Genomic DNA, 20940 nt, shown 5'->3' on the forward strand with positions numbered 1-20940 from the left:
CTCGGTGGCCCGGGGGGCCGCCCAGCGGCCGGGTCTCCCAGCCCCGCCGGCCCCGCCGCCCCCCCCGCCCGGGGGGGGGGCGGGGGGGGGGCGGGGGGGGCCCCCCCCCCCCCACGGCCGTTCCCGTCGTCACCGCACGCGCTGCGCCGCTACGCCGCAGCCGCTACGAGCCGAGGATGGTGGTGAGGAACTCCCCCGTCCAGGCCAGCAGTTCCCGCCCGACCACCGGCTTGCCGCCGATCTTGCCCGCCTTGGGGCGCGGGACCAGCACCTGCGAAGTGGCGGGCTTGAGCACCGTCCCCGGGTAGAGCCGCTTGAGCCGCAGCTCCTGCGACTCACGCAACTCCACCGGCCCGAACCGGATGTTGTTGCCCTGGAGGGTGATGTCCCCGACCCCGCAGGCCCGGGCCAGCATCCGCAGCCCGGCCACCAGCAGCAGGTTCTCCACCGGCTCCGGCAGCTTGCCGTAGCGGTCGGTGAGCTCCTCCCGTACGGCCTTGATGTCGGCCTCGGAGGTGGCGGAGGCGATGGACCGGTACGCCTGGAGGCGCAACCGCTCGCCCGGCGCGTAGTCGTGCGGGACGTGCGCGTCGACCGGCAGCTCGATCTTGACCTCCAGCGGCGGCTCCTCCTCCACCTGGCCCTCGACGGCGGCCCGGTAGTCGGCCACGGCCTCGCCGACCATGCGGATGTAGAGGTCGAAGCCGACCCCCGCGATATGACCGGACTGCTCGCCGCCGAGCAGATTGCCCGCGCCGCGGATCTCCAGGTCCTTCATCGCCACGTACATGCCCGCGCCCATCTCGGTGTGCTGGGCGATCGTCGCGAGGCGCTCGTGCGCCGTCTCCGTCAGCGGCTTCTCCGGCGGGTACAGGAAGTACGCGTACCCGCGCTCGCGGCCGCGCCCGACGCGTCCGCGCAGCTGGTGCAGCTGGCTCAGACCGAAGTTGTCGCCGCGCTCCACGATCAGGGTGTTGGCGTTGGAGATGTCGATGCCCGACTCGACGATCGTGGTCGAGACGAGCACGTCGAACTTCTTCTCCCAGAAGTCGACGACGACCTGCTCCAGGGCCTGCTCCGTCATCTGGCCGTGGGCCGTCGCGATCCGCGCCTCGGGCACGATCTCGCGCAGCTTGGCGGCCGCCCGGTCGATGGACTCCACCCGGTTGTGGATGTAGAAGCACTGGCCCTCGCGCAGCAGCTCGCGGCGGATGGCCGCGCCGATCTGCTTCTCCTCGTACGGGCCGACGAAGGTGAGCACCGGATGCCGCTCCTCCGGCGGGGTGGTGATCGTCGACATCTCGCGGATGCCGGTCACCGCCATCTCCAGGGTGCGCGGGATCGGGGTCGCGGACATCGTGAGCACGTCGACGTTGGCACGCAGCTTCTTCAGCTGCTCCTTGTGCTCCACGCCGAACCGCTGCTCCTCGTCGACGATGACCAGGCCCAGGTCCTTGAACCTCGTCTCCTGCGAGAACAGCCGGTGGGTACCGATGACCACGTCCACCGAGCCCTCGTGGAGTCCCTCCAGGGTGGCCTTGGACTCGCTCTCGCTCTGGAAGCGCGAGAGCGCCTTCACCTTGACGGGGAACTGGCTGTAGCGCTCGGAGAAGGTGCCGAAGTGCTGCTGCACCAGCAGGGTCGTCGGGACGAGCACGGCGACCTGCTTGCCGTCCTGGACCGCCTTGAAGGCGGCGCGCACGGCGATCTCGGTCTTGCCGTAGCCGACGTCGCCGCAGATCAGCCGGTCCATCGGGACCGACTTCTCCATGTCCTCCTTGACCTCGGCGATGGTGGTGAGCTGGTCGGGCGTCTCCGCGTACGGGAAGGCGTCCTCCAGTTCGCGCTGCCAGGGGGTGTCCGGGCCGAAGGTGTGGCCGGGGGCCGCCATGCGCGCGCTGTAGAGCTTGATGAGGTCGGCGGCGATCTCCTTGACCGCCTTCTTCGCGCGCGCCTTGGTCTTGGTCCAGTCGGCGCCGCCGAGCCGGTGCAGGGTCGGGGCCTCGCCACCGACGTACTTGGTGACCTGCTCCAGCTGGTCGGTGGGGATGTAGAGCCGGTCGCCGGGCTGCCCGCGCTTGGCCGGCGCGTACTCCACGAGCAGGTACTCGCGGGTGGCGCCCTGGACCGTGCGCTGGACCATCTCGACGTAGCGGCCGACGCCGTGCTGCTCGTGGACGATGTAGTCGCCGGCCTCCAGGGTCAGCGGGTCGATCGTCTTGCGGCGCCGGGTCGGCATCCGGCCGAGGTCCTTGGTGGCGGTGCGCTGACCGGTCAGATCGGTCTCGGTGAGGACGGCCAGGCGCAGCACCGGGTCGACGAACCCGTTGTCGATCGAACCACAGGCGACGTGCACCAGGCTCGGCTCCAGGGCGCGCAGCTCCGGCTCCAGCCGGGCCGCGATGCCCTCGCCGCCGAGCACCTCGACCGTCCGGGCGGCCGGGCCGTGGCCCTCGGTGAGGTAGACGGTGTGCCAGCCGTCGGCGATCCAGCCCTTGGTGTCGGCCAGGGCCCGGGCGGTGTCGCCGCGATAGGCCTCCGGGGCGTGCATGCCGAGCTTCAGGGTGTCGCCGCCGCCCGCGGTCTCGTCGGCGGCGAAGGGGGACACCGACCACCACATCATGTCCAGCTCGCGGGCCCGGTCGCGGACGTCGGCGATCCCGCGCAGCGAGGCCGCGCCGACGTCGATGGGGGCCTCGCCGCCGCCCGCGGTGGCCGCCCAGGAGGCCATCAGGAACTCCTGGCTGGTCGCCACGAGGTCGGCGGCCCGGGTACGGACCCGCTCCGGGTCGCACACCACGGCCATCGACCCCGCGGGCAGTACGTCGATCAGCAGTTCCATCTCGTCGACGAGGACCGGGGCGAGGGACTCCATGCCCTCCACGGCGATCCCCTCGGCGATCTTGTGCAGGAGCTCGCCGAGTTCGGGGTGGGCCTCGGCGAGGGCCGCGGCCCGCTCCCGTACCGCGTCGGTCAGCAGCAGCTCGCGGCAGGGCGGGGCCCACAGCCCGTGCTCGGCGATCTCCAGCGAGCGCTGGTCGGCGACCTTGAAGTAGCGGATCTCCTCGACCTCGTCGCCCCAGAACTCGATGCGCAGCGGGTGTTCCTCGGTGGGCGGGAACACGTCGAGGATGCCGCCGCGCACGGCGAACTCCCCGCGCTTCTCGACGAGCTCGACCCGCGCGTACGCGGCCGCTGCCAGCGCCTCGGTGATCTCGCCGAGGTCGGCGCCGCCGCCTTGGCGCAAGCTGACCGGGACCAGCTCCCCGAGCCCCTTGACCTGCGGCTGGAGCACGGAACGGATGGGGGCGACGAGCACGCTCACGGGGCCCGCGGCCGGGTCGTCCTTGCTGGGGTGGACCAGGCGGCGCAGGACGGCGAGCCGGCGGCCCATGGTGTCGCTGCGCGGGCTGAGCCGCTCGTGCGGGAGCGTCTCCCAGGACGGGTAGTCCACCACCTCGTCGGGCGGCAGCAGCGAGCGCAGCGCCGCGGCCAAATCCTCGGCCTCGCGCCCGGTGGCGGTGACCGCCAGCACGGTCCGGCCGGTCTGCCGGGCCAGCGCGGCGATCGCGAAGGGCCGCGCGGCGGCGGGGCCGACGAGGTCCACGTGCATGCGCTTGCCGTCCCCGGCCGCGGTGACCGCCTCGGCGAGGGCGGCATCACGGGTGACGGCGTCGAGCAGTCCGTGCAGGCTCATGAAGAGGCTTTCCGTCCGGTGAGGGTCTGGAGTCTGAAGGTGTGCGGTGCGGGTGCGGGGGCAACGCGAAGGGCCCGACACGTCGCACGGGCCGGGGGTTCCACCCTACGACGACGCCCCACGCGCCGCTTTACGATGTTCGTGTTGTGACTGTCCGAGCTCGCCGCGTCGTCTTCCGCCGGGGAGACGACTTTCCCCGGAGGAGCACGAGTCCGTGACGAGCGATGCGATAGCCCGCCCGGCGCCGGTGGTACCGGCAACCGACCGACGGGGCCGGTACGCGTGGGCTCCGCCCTGGCTGGTGGCCGCCGGGTTGTTCCTCGTCTACCTCGTACTGTCCGTCGGGCGGTTCCGGCGGATGGACTGGGCCTCCTGGGACCTCGGGATCTTCGAGCAGGCGATCCGCGCGTACGCGCACCTCCAGGCGCCCGTCGTCGACCTGAAGGGACCGGGGGCCAACATCCTCGGCGACCACTTCAGCCCGATCATCGCGCTCGTCGCCCCCGTCTACCGGATCTTCCCGGGGCCCCTCACCCTGCTGGTCGTGCAGTCCGCGCTGTTCGCGCTGTCCGCCGTGCCCGTCACCCGGGCCGCCGTACGCTTCCTCGGCCGGCCCCGCGGCATCGCCGTCGGCATCGCGTACGGGCTGTCCTGGGGCATCCAGCGGGCCGTCGAGTTCGACTTCCACGAGATCGCCTTCGCGGTGCCGCTGCTGGCCTTCGCGCTGGAGGCGGTCCTCGCCCGGCGGTGGCGGGCCGCCCTGCTGTGGGGGCTGCCGCTGGTCCTCGTCAAGGAGGACCTCGGCTTCACGCTGGCCGCGCTGGCCGTGGTGGTGGCCTGGCGGGCCCGCGCCGGCAACCGCCGGATCACCGTGGCCGCGCTCGGCGTCGCCGCCGCGGCCTGCGTCTTCGCCGTCCTGGTGTTCACCGTGTTCATACCGGCCTTCGCCACCGCGGGCTACGGCTACTGGGACAAGATCGACGGGGCGGGTCCGCTCGGCGGCGTCGGCACCAAGCTCACCACCCTGGCGTGGGTGCTGATCCCCACCTCCGGGCTGCTCGCGCTGCGCTCGCCGCTGCTCCTGGTGGCCGCGCCCACCCTCGGCTGGCGCTTCCTGTCCGGGGACGACCACTACTGGTCCACCGACTGGCACTACAGCGCCGTCCTCATGCCCGTGGTGGCGCTCGCCCTGGTCGACGCGATCGACACCGTCCGGCGCGGCGAGCGGCCCTGGCTGCGCTCGTACGCCCTGCAGCTGCCGACCGCCGTCCTGGCAGCCGCCCTCGCCCTGAGCGCGACCGCGATGCCGACCGCCAAGCTCGCGGAGGCCCGTACGTACGAGAAGCCCGAGCGGGTCACGGCCATCGAGCGGCTCCTGGACCGGATCCCCGACGGGGCGACCGTGGAGGCCGACACCACCCCGCTGACCCGGCTCACCTCCCGCTGCCGCGTGCTGTGGATCGGCGGCAGCAAGGGCGTGGTGCCCGACTGGATCACCATCGACAACTCGTCCAAGTGGGCCGGCGAGGACCCGACCGACTACGCCCACCAGCTCCACCCGGGCGAGCGGTACACCCTGGTGGGCGAGGCCGCCGGCATCGTGCTGATGCAGCGGCAGTGACCGAGGGGCCGGCCCGGACCGGCCCCGGGAACGACGCCGGTCCGGAACCCTGAGGTCCCGGACCGGCATTCCCCCGAACGAACGCGGGCCGGTTACTCGCTCGCGATCGCGTTCAGTACGTTCATCCGCCCTGCCCGGAAGGCCGGGACCAGTGCGGCGAACAGGCCCACGAAGGCCGAGGCGGCGAACACCCCGAGGATCGTCGGCCACGGGATCTCCAGCACCTTGAGGCCTTCGAGCGCGAGCAGCTGCTGCGCCGTCGCGCCCCAGCCCATGCCCAGCCCGAGGCCGAGCAGGGCGCCGAAGAGGGCGATGACCACCGACTCCAGGCGGATCATGCGGCGCAGCTGGCGGCGGGAGAGGCCGATGGCGCGCATCAGGCCGATCTCGCGGGTGCGCTCGACCACCGAGAGGGCCAGGGTGTTCACCACACCCAGCACCGCGACGACGATCGCGAGGCCGAGCAGCCCGTAGACCATGTTCAGCAGCTGGCCGACCTGGTCCTTCAGGGCCTGCTTGTAGTCGGCCTGGTTGCGCACCTTGTACTGCGGGTACTCGGCCAGGGCCGCCTTGACCGACGTGTACGCGGCGGAGTCGGACCGACCGTCCTCGGCCGTGGCCAGCATCATGAAGGGCAGCGGCATCCGGTCCGCCGGCACGTTCGCCCGCGCGGTCTCGGTGCTGATGTACTTCATGCCCTTGTCGAGGTTGCCCTCGTCACTGGTGATCGCCGCGACCTTCAGCGCGACCGTCTTGCCGCCGGTGAAGGCGACCTTGATCTCGTCACCGGTCTTGATGCCGTGCGCGGTGGCGTAGAGGGAGCCGACCGACATGGAGCCGGCGCCGTAGGCGGCCGCGTGTTCGCCGGCCGTCATCTTGCGCCGGATGTCCTTGGCGTACGTCGGGTCGGTCGCGCCGAGGTCGGTCTTCTCGGTGGTGCCGTCGGGCGCGGTGAGCGTGGCCTCCAGCTGGCGGTAGGCGGTGACGTGGTCGAGGCCGGCGGTGGCGCGCAGGGCCTGCTCGGCCTGCGGCAGCACGGGCTGGCCGGACTCGGAGGCGACGATGTAGTCCGCGCCGACCGACTTGTCGAGCTCGTCGGTGGCGGATGCCACCATCGAGGAGCCCACCACGGACAGGCAGGCGACCAGCGCCAGGCCGATCATCAGCGCGGCGGCGGTGGCGCCGGTGCGGCGCGGGTTGCGCAGGGCGTTGCGCTCGGCGAGCCGGCCCACGGACCCGAAGGGCCGCAGGACCACACCGGAGAGCACCCGCACCACGCCCGCGGCGAGCAGCGGGCCGATCACGATGAAGCCGATGAGGCTGAGGACGACACCCAGGCCCAGCCACATCGATCCGGGTCCGGCCTTCTCGGCGGCCGTGGCGAGGTAGAGCGCCGCGCCGCCGATGCCGGTGAGGACCAGGCCGAGGACGGCGCGGACGACGCCGGCCTTCTTGTCGCCCGGGGTGCCGGACTCGCGCAGCGCCGCCATCGGCGAGACCTTGCCGGCCCGGCGGGCCGGGATGAAGGCGGAGACGACGGTGACGACGACGCCGAGGACGATGCCGACGACGGGCGTGGTCCAGGCGACCGTCAGGTCGTCGGTGGACAGGTGCATGCCCATCTGGCCCATGAGGGCCATCAGGCCGACGGCCAGGCCCACGCCGGCGGCGACGCCCAGGACCGAGCCGACCACGCCGAGCAGGAAGGCCTCGACGACCACGGACTTGAGGACCTGTCCGCTGTCGGCGCCGATGGCACGCATCAGGCCGATCTCGCGGGTCCGCTGGGCCACCAGCATCGAGAAGGTGTTGAAGATCAGGAAGATGCCGACGAGGAAGGCGATGCCGGCGAAGCCGAGCATCACGTACTTCATGACGTCGAGGAAGGAGCCGACGTCCTTGCGGTTGGCGTCCGCGGCTTCCTTCGCGGTCTGGAGCTTGTACGTGTCCGCGCCGGCTGCCTTGAGAGCGCTCGCGACGTTCTGCTTGAGCTGCTCGTCGCTCACCCCGTCCTTGGCGGTGACGTTGACGTGCGTGAAGGAGTCGGGGGAGCCGAGCAGCGACTTCTGCGCGGTGGCCGTGTCGAAGTAGACGACGGCCGCGCCCGGGTTGGTCACGGTGAAGGCGGCGATACCGGTGATCCTGGCGCGGATGTCGCCGGTGATGGCGATCGTGCGCAGCTCGTCACCGAGCTTCAGGTGGTGCTTCTCGGCGGTGTCGGCGTCGACCATCACCTCGGTCGGGCCGCGCGGCGCGTTGCCCGAGGTGATCTTCATGGACTTGAGCTCGTTGTCGCTCCAGTTGCCCGCGATGGTCGGGGCGCCGGTGGTCGAGCCCATGTTCTCGTTCTTGGCGTCGACGACCGTCACGGACATCGACACGACGCCGCCCTCGGCGCTCTTGACGCCCTCGGCCTTGCGCACCTGCTCGACGACCGAGCCCGCCAGCGTCTCGGGACGGCCGCGGTCGGAGGTCTCCTCCCCCGCCTCGGCCTCCTTCGGGGTGACGGTCACATCGGAGTTGGTGACGGCGAAGAGCTTGTCGAAGGTGGTGTTCATGGTGTCGGTGAACACCAGGGTGCCGCAGACGAAGGCGACGGAGAGCATGACCGCGACGGCGGAGAGCGCCATCCGCCCCTTGTGGGCGACGAAGTTGCGCCGCGAGGTCTTCAGGACGGTGTTGCTCACGAGGTCCGCCCGCGTGCGTCGAAGTCCTTCATACGGTCGAGGACCTGGTCGGCCGTGGGACCGTACATCTCGTCGACGATCCGGCCGTCGGCCAGGAAGATGACGCGGTCCGCGTACGAGGCCGCCACCGGGTCGTGCGTGACCATGACAATCGTCTGGCCGAGTTCGTCCACCGAGCGGCGCAGGAAGCCGAGGACCTCGGCGCCCGCCCTGGAGTCCAGGTTTCCGGTCGGCTCGTCACCGAAGATGATCTGCGGGCGGGCGGCGAGGGCGCGGGCGACCGCCACGCGCTGCTGCTGCCCGCCGGAGAGTTCGGTCGGGCGGTGCTTGAGCCGGCCCGCGAGGCCCACGGTCTCCACGACCCGGTTCAGCCACTCCGCGTCCGGCTTGCGGCCCGCGATGTCCATGGGGAGCGTGATGTTCTCCAGGGCGTTCAGCGTGGGCAGCAGGTTGAAGGCCTGGAAGATGAAGCCGATCCGGTCGCGGCGCAGCTGCGTGAGCTTCTTGTCCTTCAGCCCGGTGATCTCGGTGTCGTCCAGGTGGATCTGGCCGCTGGTCACCGTGTCGAGACCGGCGAGGCAGTGCATCAGGGTGGACTTGCCGGAGCCGGAGGGGCCCATGATCGCGGTGAACTGGCCGCTCATGATGTCCACGTCGACCTCGGCGAGGGCCACGACCCGCGTCTCCCCGGAGCCGTAGGCCTTGACGACCTTCCGCGCCCGGGCCGCGACGGCAGCATGCCCTCCAGTACCCCCGTGCCTGGTTTCGGTCATTGCCGTTGTCACGGTCTTTCTCCCTCTTCGAATGCGTACGTCTGCGTCGGTGCCTGCGTCGCCGTCATGAAGTCTCCGCCGGGCGGCAGCTCGGCGCGCTGGTGCTCATCGCCGTATCCGCCCGGGGGTTAACCCCACCCCCCGGCCTCTGGTGCGTAGGTTCCAGTCAAGAGCGCGTCGGGGCCGCTCACCTCCTCCGCCGGGAGGAACGGCCCCTGGCCCGTAGTGCGGAGGGACCCCTAGGGGATCTGCACCCTTCGGCGTACCGACCCTGAGGGATACCGCCCGGCCGGTGGCGGTGAGATGGTGTTCCCCGCGGTTACGTGCAGGGGGAAGGAATCTCGGTGGCATCGGCGGAGAGCACGGGCGCGAGCCCGGACGGCATACCTTCGGGGCCCGCGGCCGAGACACCCGTTCCAGCCGGCAAGGCGACCGGCGGCGGGCCCGCGGACAGGCCGGCCGCCCGGCCGCCGACCCCGGTGGTCGCCTCCCTGATGCTCGGCATGGCCCTGGTGGCCCTGGACAGCACGATCGTGGCCACCGCCGTCCCGCAGATCGTGGGCGAGCTCGGCGGGTTCTCGGTCTTCTCCTGGCTCTTCTCCGGCTATCTGCTCGCGGTGACCGTCACCCTGCCCGTCTACGGGAAGCTGTCCGACACCTTCGGCCGCAAGCCGGTCCTGCTCTTCGGCATCGGCCTCTTCCTCGTCGGTTCGCTGCTGTGCGCGTCCGCCTGGAACATGGCCGCCCTCATCGCCTTCCGCATCGTGCAGGGCCTGGGCGGCGGCGCCCTCCAGGGCACGATCCAGACCCTGGCCGCCGACCTGTACCCGCTCAAGGAACGGCCGCGGATCCAGGCCCGGATGTCCAGCGTCTGGGCCACCTCGGCCGTGGCCGGCCCGGCGCTCGGCGGGCTGCTGGCCTCCTACGCGCACTGGCGCTGGATCTTCCTGATCAACCTGCCGCTGGCCGGCCTCGCCCTGTGGATGATCGCCCGTCACCTGACCGAGCCCGTACGGTCCCCCGGCCGCCGGGGACCGGTCGACTGGGCGGGGGCGCTCGCCGTCTTCGCCTGCGGCGGGCTGCTGCTCTTCGCCCTCGTCCAGGGCGGGGTCGCCTGGCCCTGGCTCTCCGCTCCCTCGCTCGGGCTGCTGGGCGCGAGCGCGCTGCTCGCCGTCGTCGTGGTCCGGGTGGAACGCCGGGCCGAGGAGCCGATCCTGCCCGGCTGGGTGTGGCGCCGGCGCACCATCGCCGCCGTCAACCTGGCGATGGGGGCGCTCGGCCTGCTGATGGTCGCGCCGATGGTCTTCATGCCGACCTACGCGCAGTCCGTACTGGGCCTCGGCCCCGTCGGCGCCGGCCTGGTCATGTCGGTGATGACCCTGAGCTGGCCCGTCACCGCCGCCTGCAGCCAGCACGTCTACCGGCGCATCGGATTCCGTGACACCGCGGCCGTCGGGATCGCGCTCGCCGCGGTGATCCTCTTCTCCTTCACCCTGTTGCCGTATCCGGCCCGGCCCTGGCAGCCCGCGCTGATCATGCTGCTGCTGGGCGGCGCCCTCGGCCTCTTCCAGCTTCCGCTGATCGTCGGGGTCCAGTCCACCGTGGGCTGGGGCGAGCGCGGGACCACCACCGCCTCGGTGCTGTTCTGCCGGCAGGTCGGCCAGAGCGTGGGCGCCGCCCTGCTCGCGGCCGTGGCCAACGCCACCATCGCCGCGCGCCTGACGGACGCCCCCGTACCCGGCCTCCCGGAGCACCTGGACGACGTGGCGAAGGCGCTGGACCACCCGGAGCTGCTGCCCGCTGCCGCCGCCGGCTACCTGCGGGAGGCGGTGGCCGCCGCAGTGGAGCACATCTTCCTCGGCGCGACGGCGGCCGCCGTGGCCGCGCTGCTGGTCCTGCTGCTGGTGGCGCCCCGCCGGTTCCCCGTCCTGCCGGAACTGCGCGAAGAGGATTGAGGGTTGTCCCACAGGCGGTACGCGGAAAGTCGCCTTGTCATGGCCGGGCCAGTGGGTAACCCTCGTGCCAGGACCGTTTCCGGGGGGACGACGACATGGCATCCGCACTCTGCGCACTCGCGTTACTGGCCGCGCTGGCCGGCCCGATATGCCTGCGGCTGCGCCGCAGCCCGGGCTTCATCACCGGCCGCGACGGCCGCCTGTCCACCTCGACGGCGCTCGCCCTCGCCTGGACGGTGATCCTGCTCTGGCTGCTGCTGGCGATCCTCGGCTACGGGCTCACGGCGGGCGGTGGCATCGCGTACTTCCGCGGCGCCGACGGCCCCCTGTCCACCCTGACGACGGTGTACCTGCCACTGCTCGGCGGCCCGTACGTGGCCCTGATCGCCGCGAAGGCGGTCGTCGGCCTGCGCGTGGAGCACGGCTCCATGGCCAAGCCCGCCGCGAAGCCGACGACGTCGGGCCGGCGGCCGCTGCGGGAGCTGATCGCGAACGACAGCGGACGCACCGATCTGGTGGACCTCCAGTACGTCGCCCTCAGCGTGGTCACCATGCTGTACGTGGTGTTGTTCTACCTCGCGGACGTGGGCGGCGGACTCCCGCGCCTGCCCGCCGAGATGTGGGCCCTGACCGGCGCCCCGGCGGGCGCGTACCTGATCAACAAGATGGCCGTGCGCGCCAACCCGGTGATCACGCACGTCGCCCTGGAGGACGGCCGCCTGACGGTCGAGGGCGGCGGTTTCCAACCGGACCCGACGGGCCCGCCCACCCTCCTCACCGTCGACGACACCCCGCTCCCGACCGTGATCGACCCCCTGACGGGCGCCCTCACCGGCACCCTCCCGGCCCCGGGGACACCTCCGTTCACGGTGGTCGTCACGGCGCGCGGCCTGCGCAGCGACCCGTACCGCTACGAGCCCGGGGCGAAGCTCGCCGCCCCGGGCCGGCAGCAGCCGGCGGGCTGACCCGTGCCGTCGCTCCTGGAGCCGTCCTGGCGCGCACCCTGGCGGACATGGCTCCTGCCCGCGCACACCCGTGACCGGTACGCCGAGATCCCCACGGCCTACGGCACGTACACGCTGTTCCGGGAACCGGGCCCGCGACCGACCGCCGACGCCGAGGCCGAGGCCTGGGAGCGGTGGCAGTTCCTCCTCGGCGGTGAGACCGTCCTGGAGATGGACGATGCCGCGCTGCCGTGGCAGGGCATCCGCAAGCGGCTGCGCCGCGGCGTCCGCGGCCGCCTCGACGGCGTGCCCTTCACGGCCCGCGCCACGGGCCGGTCACTGCTGCCGAGCCGCCGGGGCATCCGGTTCGCCCTCGACGACGGGCGCACCCTGACGTTCACGGCGCGCCCCTCCCACCTGCGCCTCGTCCGGACCGGCGACGGCAAGGAGGAGGAGGTCGCACGTACCCGCGCCGGCGACTGGGAGACGCACCGGCCGGACCGGGGCGAACTGGCCCTCCTGTGCTTCGTCACCGTCTCGGGCGTGGACCAACTGCTCCGGTCTCCGCTCCTGGAGATCTTCTAGTCCCCGATCACTCCCCCTTCAGTCCCCCCTTCAGTCCCCGCTTCAGTCCCCCTTGTGGCGGGCGTAGTAGCGGGCCACCCGGGCCCGGTTGCCGCAGACCGACGCCACGCACCAACGGCGCCGGGGGTGCGCCGGCAGGAAGAGCAGCACGCAGTCGTGGGCCTCGCACGCGCGCACCTGCCCCACCCGAGGGTCCGTCAGCAATTCCGCGACCGCCTCGGCCAGTTCCGCCGCGAGCCGCCGGGCCGGATCCGCCGACCGGTGCGCGGCGGCGGCGATCCCGCCCTCCCCGGTCCAGGTCAGCACCTGGTGCGACGGGGCCCCGGCCAAGGCCTCGTTCAGCGCGGCGAGCGCCCCGGCCGGGGGCCGCTCACCGCGCCGCACGGCGTCGAGCGCCGGGCGCGCGGCCGCCCGTAGGGCCTGTACGGCGGCCACCTCGGCCCCGCCCACGACATCGACGGGGGTCAGCCGCCCGGCCTGCGCGGCCAGCCAGTCCGTGAGCCCCGCCGGGTCGGCGACGAGGTCGCCCGTGGCGGCCTCGGTGTTGAGGAGGTCCAGCGCGAGGGGCTCACCGGTGAGCGGGAAGGTCACTGTCACCCAACTAATGCTACTGCAATCACTTGACCCATTAGCGATCACCGGTGAGACTAATGGAAACAAAGACGCAGGAGGCATGTGATGACCGCTCGTCGCACCATTCCCACCATCCGGCACCGCACCGTCGACGTGGACGGGGTCCGCGTCGCCTACCGCGAGAGCGGCCCCGCCGACGGCCCCGTACTGCTGCTCCTGCACGGCTTCCCCACCGCCTCGCACCAGTTCGCCCGCCTGATGGACGCCCTCGGCGACACCCCGTACCGCCTGATCGCCCCCGACTACCCCGGCTTCGGCCGCACCGAGACGCCGGCCGGGTTCACGTACACCTTCGACCGGCTCGCCGACATCGTGGAGGGCTTCACCGACGCCCTCGGCCTGGACCGCTTCGCCCTGTACGTCTTCGACTTCGGCGCCCCGGTCGGGCTACGGCTCGCCGCACGCCGGCCGCAGCGGGTGACCGGCCTGATCGTCCAGAACGGCAACGCCTACGAGGAGGGCCTCTCGGACGCGGCCCGCGAGTTCGCCGGACTCCGCCGCGAGGTGCCCGGCGACGAGGAGCGGGTCCGGGGTCTCTTCGGCCTGGAGGGCACCCGCTTCCAGTACGAGACCGGCGTCGCCGACACCGACCTCCTCTCCCCCGACAGCTGGACCCTCGACGTACGTCACCTCGGCCTGCCGGGCCGCGCCGACGCCCAGGCCGACCTGGCCTTCGACTACGCCTCGAACTTCGCCCACTACCCCGCCTGGCAGGCCTGGCTCCGCGCCGCCCGGATCCCGGTGCTGGTCGTCTGGGGCGCGGGCGACCCCTTCTTCACCCCGGCGGGCGCGAAGGCCTACCTCCGCGACGCGCCGGACGCCGAGGTCCACATCTTCGAGGGCGCGGGCCACTTCGCCCTGGAGACCCACCTTCCGCGGATCGCCCCACTGATCGAGGACTTCCTGACCCGGCTCCGTCCGACGGTCACGGCCACCGACCGCGAGGGAACGGTCACCGCCGCGCGGTGAATCCGTAACGGAGCGTCAGGAACGGCTGTCCGCAGGACGCTTGGGGAGACAGGGCAGTTGCTCAATCCGTCGGCACACGGCGGCCGAGATGCGCACCGCCCGCAACAGGGCGAGAACCCACGCCCTCGGAGCCGCGGCCGGCGTCCCGCGGAGCCCCGCGCCGAGCGAGCCCGACCGCGATCGCGAGCAGAGCCCCACCACGAGCCCGAGCGGCAGTGCGGGCACGGTGACCTGCTCGTCACGATCGGGCCGAAGGAGAAGGCGTACGCGGGCCTGTTCCCCTACCGGGGCAGCGAGAAGCCCGTCCCGGTCGAAGCGGTGTCCATCGGCCACCAGGACCGCGCCCTCGGCAGCAACAAGAAGTCGGCGATGCCGGACGTCGCCCTGTCCGAGGAGATCGGCTCCCTCGGCGTCGGAACCAATGCCCGGGTCACCCACCAGCACCGCGACCTCGGCTCGATCGAAGACTTCCTGTCCCGATCCGGCGCGGACCAGCGTGTGCCGCATGGCTGACATGAAGATCGAGCGCTACCGCCATGACACGGTCGAGCTGAAGGCCGGCGAACTGCGCTCAGCGCTCGCCGGGTTGCCCGCCGAAGCTCGGGTACGGATCGATGTGCCGCCGAGTCCGAGGTCCGATGACATGCGCGACTCGGTCCACTCGGGAGGCAACCACTTCGTGGTGAGTGGAGTCGTCCTGAACGACGTCGAGTACCTCACGGACGGCGAGGTCGTCCTTCAGGCGGACTTCTCCTCCGATTGGTACGTCCGTCCGGTCGACCCGGACAGCGAGGCCTGACCCGCCCGGCCCGAGACGTCGGTGTACGGGCGGGCCGGGCCCGACGCGATCCGGAAGAGACGGCCTTGGGCCTGTCTTTCGGATCAGGCCCTAGCCCTCGGCCGGAGCCCGGCCCGTCAGGGCCGCCAGGCTGGAGCGGACGTGGTTCATGTGCGCCCGCATTTCCTCCGCCGCCTCCTCGTGCTCCCGCAGGATCCCCCGCGTCTCCCGCCCGATCCGCTCCTCCGCCACCCGCGCCGCCGCGACCAGCTCGGCCGCCCGGGCCTCCGCGTCCTCCTGCCCGTGCCGCGCCGACTCCTCCGACTCGGCGAAGTCCCTCCGGGCCTCAGCCAGGCGGGCCTCGACGTGCCGCTCCAGCTCCGACAGGCGCGCCTCCAGGTCCGCCTCCCGCTCCGCCAGCTCCCGCTCCGCCGCCTCCCGGCGTTCCGCCTGCTCCTGCTCGCGCTCCGCCCGCTCCGCCTCCGCCCGGCGCCGCGTCTCCGCCGCCACGGCCGACGCCTGCGCCCGCCACTGCGCCGTGTCCTCCCGCGCCCCCGCCCGCACGTCGTCCGCCTCGCGCTGCGCCCGCAACAGCCCTTGCCGGGCCCGGACCTCCGTCTGTTCGCGCACCGCCTCCGCATCGCCCCGCGCGAGTTCCGCCGCCCGGTCGGCGCGCGCCTCGGCCGCGCCCAGCGTCTCCGCCGCGTCCACCCGCGCGTCCGTCCGTACGGCGTCCGCCTCCTCCTCCGCCAACAGCAGGATCCGGCGGGCCCGCTCGCTCAGCTCGTCGTACGTCTGCGGAGCCAGCGCGGAGACCGCCTCCCGCAGTCGCGCCGCCTCCGCCTCCATCTGCTTGGCCAGGACCGTCAGCCGCGCCACCCGCTCCCAGGCCTCGTCCCGGCTCCCGGAGAGTCGGGCGAGATACCGATCGACCTCTTCCATGCGGTAGCCACGACCGCGCACGGTCGCAATGGGTGCACTCATCCTGGATGCGCCTCTCTCGCGGGGATTCCCGTCAAGGATGCGCCATTTGATCCCAGAAGCCGGAATGGCCGGGCCGAGACCTTGTTCGAAGGTCCCGACCCGGCCATCCCGCCGATCACACATTCACACGATCAGCCGATCAGAGCAGCCCGTCCCACATCTGCTCCAGCAGCACCGACCACCAGCTCTCCGGCGAGGCCAGCGCCGCACTGTCGAGCCCCGCCAGATTCGCCTGGAAATCGACCGTCCAGCGCCCCGCCTGTTCCGGCGTCAGATGCTGACGCAGCCGCCACATGTGACCCATCATCGCGAGCGACCGGACGAACTGCGGCAGGCTCGAATTCACGAACTGCGGCGGTACGGGAGCACCTCCCGGACCGCCTTCCACCGGCACCGCCACGATGTGGGCGGTCCCGTACTGGACACACAGCGCCTTGCCGAAGTCGCTGCCGACGACGAGGTACGAGCCCGCGTCCGAGGCCGGCTGCACCTGCCGCTGCTGGGCCAGCTCGGCCAGCGTCGGCACCGGCTGGCCCGGCACCGCCTGCGCCCAGAAGAACGGCCCGAAATCGACCGGCAGGCCCGCCCACATCAGCGTCTGCGCCACGATCTCCGGCACACCCTGACGGGACACCGCCCGCTGGTCGAAGCGGAACACGCCCTGCGGACCGAACGCCGCCGCCAACTCCTGCCCGATCGCCTCCAGCGGGATCGCCGGCTGCAGCGGGACCTGCGGCAGCGGCGCCCGTACCGGCGCGGGGCGCGCCGGACCGTCCGCCACCTGGTGCAGCTCGCCCTGATGGGTGAGCAGATGCCGCATGCCCTGCTGCCGGCCCGCGTGGTCCTGGCCGTACGGGGCCACGCTCGTGATCCGCACCTGCGGCCACGTCTCCCGGATCATCCGGGCGCAGTAACCGCCGGGCAGCTCGCAGGACTCCAGCTCGGTATGCAGCTCCAGCACCTGCTGCGGCGGCACGTTCATCGCGCGCAGCTCGTAGAGGATCTGCCATTCCGGGTGCGGGGTACCGGGCGCCGAGCGGCGGATGAGCTGCTGCTCGGAGCCGTCGGGCGCGCGGTAGCGGAGCACGGCCTGGTAGCCGGGGCCGACGGTGGGCGCACCGGTCGGAACCGGGGGCTGCCCGCCGGGGGCACCGGGCGCACCGGGCGGCGGTCCGGGGGGACCCGGCGGCCGACCCATGGCGGGGCCGGCCAGCATCGTGGCGGCATGGTCGATCCCGCCACCGGGCGCACCTGGAGCACCGGGGGCCGCAGGCGCACCGGGCGCGCCGGGCGGACCGGGCGGCTGCGGAACACCGGGGCCGGCCAGCATCGTGGCGGCGTGATGGGCCTCGCCACCGGGAGCACCGGGCGGACCGGGAGGCGCCGGCGGCTGACCCGTGACGGCCGGACCCGCCAACATCGTCGCCGCATGATCCAGCCCACGCCCCAACGACCCCGGAGCACCGGGCGGACCGGGCGGACCGGGCGGACCGGGCGGCTGGGGCGCACCCGCGCCGGGAGCACCGGGAGCACCGGGAGCACCGGGAGCACCGGGCGGGCCAGGAGGCGCCGGCGGTTGACCCGTGACGGCCGGACCCGCCAACATCGTCGCCGCATGATCCACCCCACGCCCCAACGACCCCGGAGCACCGGGCGGACCGGGCGGAGCCGGCGGCTGACCCGCGCCCGGAGCACCGGGCGGACCGGGCGGCTGCGGAACACCGGGGCCGGCCAGCATCGTGGCGGCGTGGTGCGCACCGCCACCGGGAGCGGCCGGCGCACCGGGCGGCCCCGGCGGCGTGGACGGGGTCGACGGCGTCGACGGCCGGGAGATCTGGGCCTTGCTGGTCGGCGCGTCCGCGATGTCACTCGCCGACGAACCACCCTCCGGACCGCCACCGGCCGCCCCACCCGGCGAACCCAGGGCGGGCACGACCGCGGTCCTCGGCAGCTGGCTGCCGCCCGGCATCAGCGTGGTCTTCGCCTCCGGGGCCACCCCGGACGACGGCGCGTCCTCCAGGTCCGACCCGGACAGCGGCGGCGCGAACACGGTCGCGGGCAGAGGCACGGACGCGTCGTCCGAACCGGAGTTCACATCGGTGCCCGCCCAGGGCGTGGCACCGATCGGCACCGCGGCGGCAGCCTCGGCCGCCGCCGGAGCCGGGGGCGTCGCCGGAACCCCGTCGTTGGCCGTGGGCTCGTAGGGGATCTCGCCCCCGCGCCGCAGCGGCACGGCCTCGACCGGCGCCGGCGTCGCGGGAGCCGGCGCGGGTTCGGGCGCGGGCGCGGGCGCGGACTCGGGTCGGCCCTCGGCGGGCGCGTCCGCGGCCGGCTCGGCCGCAGCCCGTGCGGGCGTCGACCTCGGCGCGATGCCCGCCCGGTCCGCGGCCTCCTGCAGCCACTCCGGCGGGCTCAGCATGAACGAGGTCTGCTCCGAGTCGATCCGCGGCGGCGGCACCGAGGCCTCCGACACCGCCGCGGCCACGGCCCCGTACTCCTCCTCGTACCGGCGGATCACCTCGCCCACCGGCAGTCCCGGCCACAAGGTCACCTCCCCGCTGTCCCGCGCGATGACCAGCCGCTGCCGCCCACCACCGGACACGGGACCGGCCGCGCGGTCCTCCGCCCACACCACGAACCCGAGCCCGAACTCCCGTACGCGCACCTCTCGGTGCTGGTACGCGGGCACGTCTCCGTTGATCCACTCCTCGGCGCGCTCCTGCGCCTGCGCAAACGTCACCATCGCGCGCTCACCCCTCCACCGGTGCCGAACCCGACACCGGAACCGAACGTGCGAATCCGCCGTCCACCATCAGACCGGCCACCGTCTCCAGCTCCGGCGGGTTACCGGCCAGCCGTTCGAGAAAGGCGTCGAAATCAGCACCGCAGGGCAGCAACAACCGCTCCACGCGCTCCTGGACCGACCAGCCGTCCCGGTCGCGGGCATCGTCGTACGGGGAGAACCACACCGAGCCGATGCCCTCGCCCTTGACCTTCAGCGCGATCAGCCCGCCCTGGGCGAAGGCCACGCACAGGTAGTCCTTCGTCAGGTGGTCGCGCAGACACTTGTTGACGTAGACGAGGTCGTTGATCGCCGCCTCCTCACGCACGGTGAAGAACGGCTGGTCCACCAGCAGACCGAGGTCCACGTCCAGACCCGCACCGACCGGTGCGCAGCCGCCCGCGGCCTTCAGGAACGAGCGGTACGCCTCCGGCAGCCGGTAGCCGAGGTCCTCCTCGACGCCCTGGACCTGCTCCTCGGCGACGGACACCACCGACTTCGGCAGCCCCATGTGCGCCGGGCGCACCTCCTGCAACGGCCTCGTACCGCGCTTCTCGTGGTCCACCGGCGCCGTCGCCAGGCCCGCGTGATGCCGCAGCAGCGCCTTCACCTCGACCGGAACCAGCTCCATGCGCCGCGAACCGGCCACGTGGTGCCAGGTCCAGCCGTGCGGGGTCGCCACCGGACCGACCGTGTCCCACAGCTCGTGACGGGCGGCCTTCATCGCCGCGTTCGCGGACACGTAGTCCGTCAGTCGCAGCTCGTCCACGCCGAAGCCCTCCGGCGGTTCGGCGATCTCCACGGCCGCGCGCGCGTAGGCGGAGAAGTCCGGATGCCCATTGCCGTCCATCCGCACCCCGTGGGGATGCCGAGCGGCCCGGACCGGGTCCGGGAAATGCACAACCTGCCCCGAGTACGCGGCGTTGGGTGGCGCGGCCTGCTGCCCGAGCCGACCTGTCGTCATGGCGGTAGCCCCCTGCTGGATCTGGCTGGTTCACCACAGCCTATGCGCTGGGGCAAGAGCCTCTCCCGCGCCCGACCGGCGCACCCGCCCGAGGGCCAGGAACATCCGAATTGATACGAATATTCGACCCGGCTTCCGCATGACAGGTGACATTTGACAGGCTGTCCCCGCAGCACGGGGGCGTGAGCGACAGCGGTCACCACCGCCGCCACGGGAGGGAAAGCGCGACCATGCACAACACGGCAACACGTACAGAATCCGGCGACACCACGCCGGACGCACCAGGCGCACCGGGCGCTCCCGGCTCCGCCGGCGAAGCCGCCGGCCCCGCCGGTGACCCCCGCCTGCGCTGGAGCAGCACCGACGGCCGCCCCGCCGTGCCCGTCCTGCGTTTCCGCCGGGACGGCATCCTCCCCACCGTCGCCGCCGCCCTCTCCGTACGCGGCGAAACCCTCACCGGCACCGCCGGCAAGGCCGACCAGCCGCCCGCGCTGCACCCGCTCGTCCAGGACTTCCTCGACACCCTCACCAGCGGCCAGCGCGAACGATTCACCGGCCGATGCCCGGAGGCGATCCTGCTCTCCCGCCACCTGACCGCCGTCGAGGGCGCCCGCTCGCGCCGCGCCTCCCGCAAACCCCTCTCGCCGAGCGAGGCCCGCCGCTCCCTCAAGCACGCGAAGATCACCGCGCGGCGCATCCGTGAGGACGGCGACCCCCTCCACGGCAGCTACGCACCGCCCTGCCGCTCCTGCGACGCACTCCTCGCCCACTTCGGCGTACGCTCCGTCGACCTCACCCCCTCCGAGTAGCCATGACCGCCGCCTCCGCCTCCTACGACCGCTCCTCGGCCACCCGGTTCCCGGTCGCCGTGGACTCCGCCCTGCGCACCGCCGGCTGGGAACCCGGCCGGTGGGACATCAAGCAGGCCGAGTACTGGGCCGACGCCCTCCGGGACCACACCACACCCGCCGGGCACCGGCACACCGTCTTCCCCGCCGCCGTCGAGGCCTGGGCCGAGTTCGGCGGCCTGACGGTCGCCGCGCCGGGCGCGGGCCGCCAGATCGCCCCGACGCCCGTCCGGATCGACCCGCTCACCGGGCTGCACCTGGCGCGCACCTTCGCCGACCTCGGTCGGGCCCTGTCGACCCAGCTCTGCCCGCTGGGCGTCGAGGCCGACGGGGGCTCCCACCTGGCACTCGACCGCGAGGGCCGCGTCTACGGCATCGACCACACCGGCGACTGGTACCTCGGCTCCACGGTCGACGAGGCCCTCACCCTGCTCCTGACGGGCCTCCAGCCGGCCCGCCTCACCACCTAGCCGGTGGTTCCGGGGCGCTGCGGTTCGGCTCCGGCCGGGCGGTGGTTCCGGGGCGCTGCGGTTCGGCTCCGGCCGGGCGGTGGTTCCGGGGCGCTGCGGTTCGGCTCCGGCCGGGCGGTGGTTCCGGGGCTCCGCCCCGGGCCCCGCGCCTCAATCGCCGGCGGGGCTGGTGGTGTGGGTCGGTGCCCCGGTGGAGTGTCTCCTCGGCTCGCGCGGTACTGCATGTCTCGGCGGTGGGTCGGTGGTGCGC

Annotated in this window: 16 protein-coding genes; 9 read left to right on the forward strand and 7 right to left on the reverse strand. The window is 73.0% G+C overall.

Annotated elements, in window-relative coordinates:
- Nucleotides 1-163: 163 nt before the first annotated feature.
- Nucleotides 164-3697 carry a transcription-repair coupling factor gene (gene mfd / locus ACGFYY_RS40925; RefSeq protein WP_365264504.1) on the reverse strand — a complete coding sequence of 1178 codons (3534 nt, stop codon included), beginning with the start codon at nucleotides 3695-3697 and terminating at the stop codon, nucleotides 164-166.
- A gap of 358 nt (nucleotides 3698-4055) precedes the next feature.
- Between mfd and ACGFYY_RS40930 the strand changes: the two genes are divergently transcribed.
- Nucleotides 4056-5318: a DUF2079 domain-containing protein gene (locus ACGFYY_RS40930; protein WP_393717541.1), complete on the forward strand. Its 1263-nt coding sequence runs from the start codon at nucleotides 4056-4058 to the stop codon at nucleotides 5316-5318.
- A 92-nt stretch (nucleotides 5319-5410) separates the two neighbouring features.
- Here ACGFYY_RS40930 and ACGFYY_RS40935 read toward each other — a convergent pair whose 3' ends face one another.
- Both ACGFYY_RS40935 and ACGFYY_RS40940 read right to left on the reverse strand, forming a co-directional pair.
- Nucleotides 5411-7948 carry an ABC transporter permease gene (locus ACGFYY_RS40935; protein ID WP_393717543.1) on the reverse strand — a complete coding sequence of 846 codons (2538 nt, stop codon included), beginning with the start codon at nucleotides 7946-7948 and terminating at the stop codon, nucleotides 5411-5413.
- Between the two features lie 53 nt (nucleotides 7949-8001).
- Entirely contained in the window at nucleotides 8002-8778 is a 777-nt protein-coding gene (locus tag ACGFYY_RS40940) for an ABC transporter ATP-binding protein (RefSeq protein WP_393717521.1), read from the reverse strand.
- A 323-nt stretch (nucleotides 8779-9101) separates the two neighbouring features.
- On the opposite strand from ACGFYY_RS40940, the gene ACGFYY_RS40945 reads away from it, so the two are divergent.
- The 3 genes from ACGFYY_RS40945 to ACGFYY_RS40955 all read left to right on the forward strand — a co-directional run bounded on the left by ACGFYY_RS40945 (nucleotide 9102) and on the right by ACGFYY_RS40955 (nucleotide 12262).
- Nucleotides 9102-10733, forward strand: a complete 1632-nt coding sequence (locus ACGFYY_RS40945) for an MFS transporter (protein WP_393717522.1) — start codon at nucleotides 9102-9104, stop codon at nucleotides 10731-10733.
- A gap of 95 nt (nucleotides 10734-10828) precedes the next feature.
- A complete protein-coding gene (locus tag ACGFYY_RS40950; protein WP_393717524.1) occupies nucleotides 10829-11698 on the forward strand; it encodes a hypothetical protein in 870 nt (289 codons plus the stop codon).
- Between the two features lie 3 nt (nucleotides 11699-11701).
- Entirely contained in the window at nucleotides 11702-12262 is a 561-nt protein-coding gene (locus tag ACGFYY_RS40955) for a hypothetical protein (protein WP_393717526.1), read from the forward strand.
- Nucleotides 12263-12304: 42 nt separating this feature from the next.
- Here the strand turns inward: ACGFYY_RS40955 and ACGFYY_RS40960 are convergent, their stop codons facing one another.
- Nucleotides 12305-12859, reverse strand: a complete 555-nt coding sequence (locus tag ACGFYY_RS40960) for a CGNR zinc finger domain-containing protein (protein WP_393717528.1) — start codon at nucleotides 12857-12859, stop codon at nucleotides 12305-12307.
- Nucleotides 12860-12940: 81 nt separating this feature from the next.
- Here ACGFYY_RS40960 and ACGFYY_RS40965 point away from each other — a divergent pair, with 81 nt between their 5' ends.
- Genes ACGFYY_RS40965 through ACGFYY_RS40975 form a run of 3 tightly spaced genes read left to right on the forward strand, consistent with a single transcriptional unit; the run spans nucleotide 12941 to nucleotide 14663 of the window.
- A complete protein-coding gene (locus ACGFYY_RS40965; protein WP_393717530.1) occupies nucleotides 12941-13864 on the forward strand; it encodes an alpha/beta fold hydrolase in 924 nt (307 codons plus the stop codon).
- 57 nt (nucleotides 13865-13921) lie between these two features.
- Nucleotides 13922-14377 (forward strand): hypothetical protein, encoded by a 456-nt coding sequence (locus ACGFYY_RS40970; protein WP_393717531.1) that lies wholly within the window; start codon nucleotides 13922-13924, stop codon nucleotides 14375-14377.
- Nucleotides 14370-14663 (forward strand): hypothetical protein, encoded by a 294-nt coding sequence (locus ACGFYY_RS40975; protein ID WP_393717533.1) that lies wholly within the window; start codon nucleotides 14370-14372, stop codon nucleotides 14661-14663. The genes ACGFYY_RS40970 and ACGFYY_RS40975 overlap by 8 nt, the downstream gene beginning before the upstream one ends.
- A 90-nt stretch (nucleotides 14664-14753) precedes the next feature.
- Here ACGFYY_RS40975 and ACGFYY_RS40980 read toward each other — a convergent pair whose 3' ends face one another.
- The 3 genes from ACGFYY_RS40980 to ACGFYY_RS40990 all read right to left on the reverse strand — a co-directional run bounded on the left by ACGFYY_RS40980 (nucleotide 14754) and on the right by ACGFYY_RS40990 (nucleotide 19372).
- A complete protein-coding gene (locus ACGFYY_RS40980; RefSeq protein WP_393717535.1) occupies nucleotides 14754-15626 on the reverse strand; it encodes a cellulose-binding protein in 873 nt (290 codons plus the stop codon).
- A gap of 139 nt (nucleotides 15627-15765) precedes the next feature.
- Nucleotides 15766-18369, reverse strand: a complete 2604-nt coding sequence (locus ACGFYY_RS40985) for an SUKH-4 family immunity protein (RefSeq protein ID WP_393717537.1) — start codon at nucleotides 18367-18369, stop codon at nucleotides 15766-15768.
- 7 nt (nucleotides 18370-18376) lie between these two features.
- Nucleotides 18377-19372, reverse strand: coding sequence for an SMI1/KNR4 family protein (locus ACGFYY_RS40990; RefSeq protein ID WP_365264483.1), 996 nt, complete (start codon nucleotides 19370-19372; stop codon nucleotides 18377-18379).
- Nucleotides 19373-19602: 230 nt separating this feature from the next.
- Here ACGFYY_RS40990 and ACGFYY_RS40995 point away from each other — a divergent pair, with 230 nt between their 5' ends.
- On the forward strand, nucleotides 19603-20181 hold the full coding sequence (locus ACGFYY_RS40995; RefSeq protein WP_365264480.1) for a YwqJ-related putative deaminase: 579 nt from the start codon (nucleotides 19603-19605) through the stop codon (nucleotides 20179-20181).
- Between the two features lie 2 nt (nucleotides 20182-20183).
- Entirely contained in the window at nucleotides 20184-20690 is a 507-nt protein-coding gene (locus tag ACGFYY_RS41000; protein WP_365264478.1) for an SUKH-3 domain-containing protein, read from the forward strand.
- The last annotated feature ends 250 nt before the right edge of the window (nucleotides 20691-20940 follow it).

Origin of the sequence: Streptomyces sp. NPDC048331 (genome assembly GCF_043201215.1) — a bacterium.
Lineage (GTDB): Bacteria > Actinomycetota > Actinomycetes > Streptomycetales > Streptomycetaceae > Streptomyces.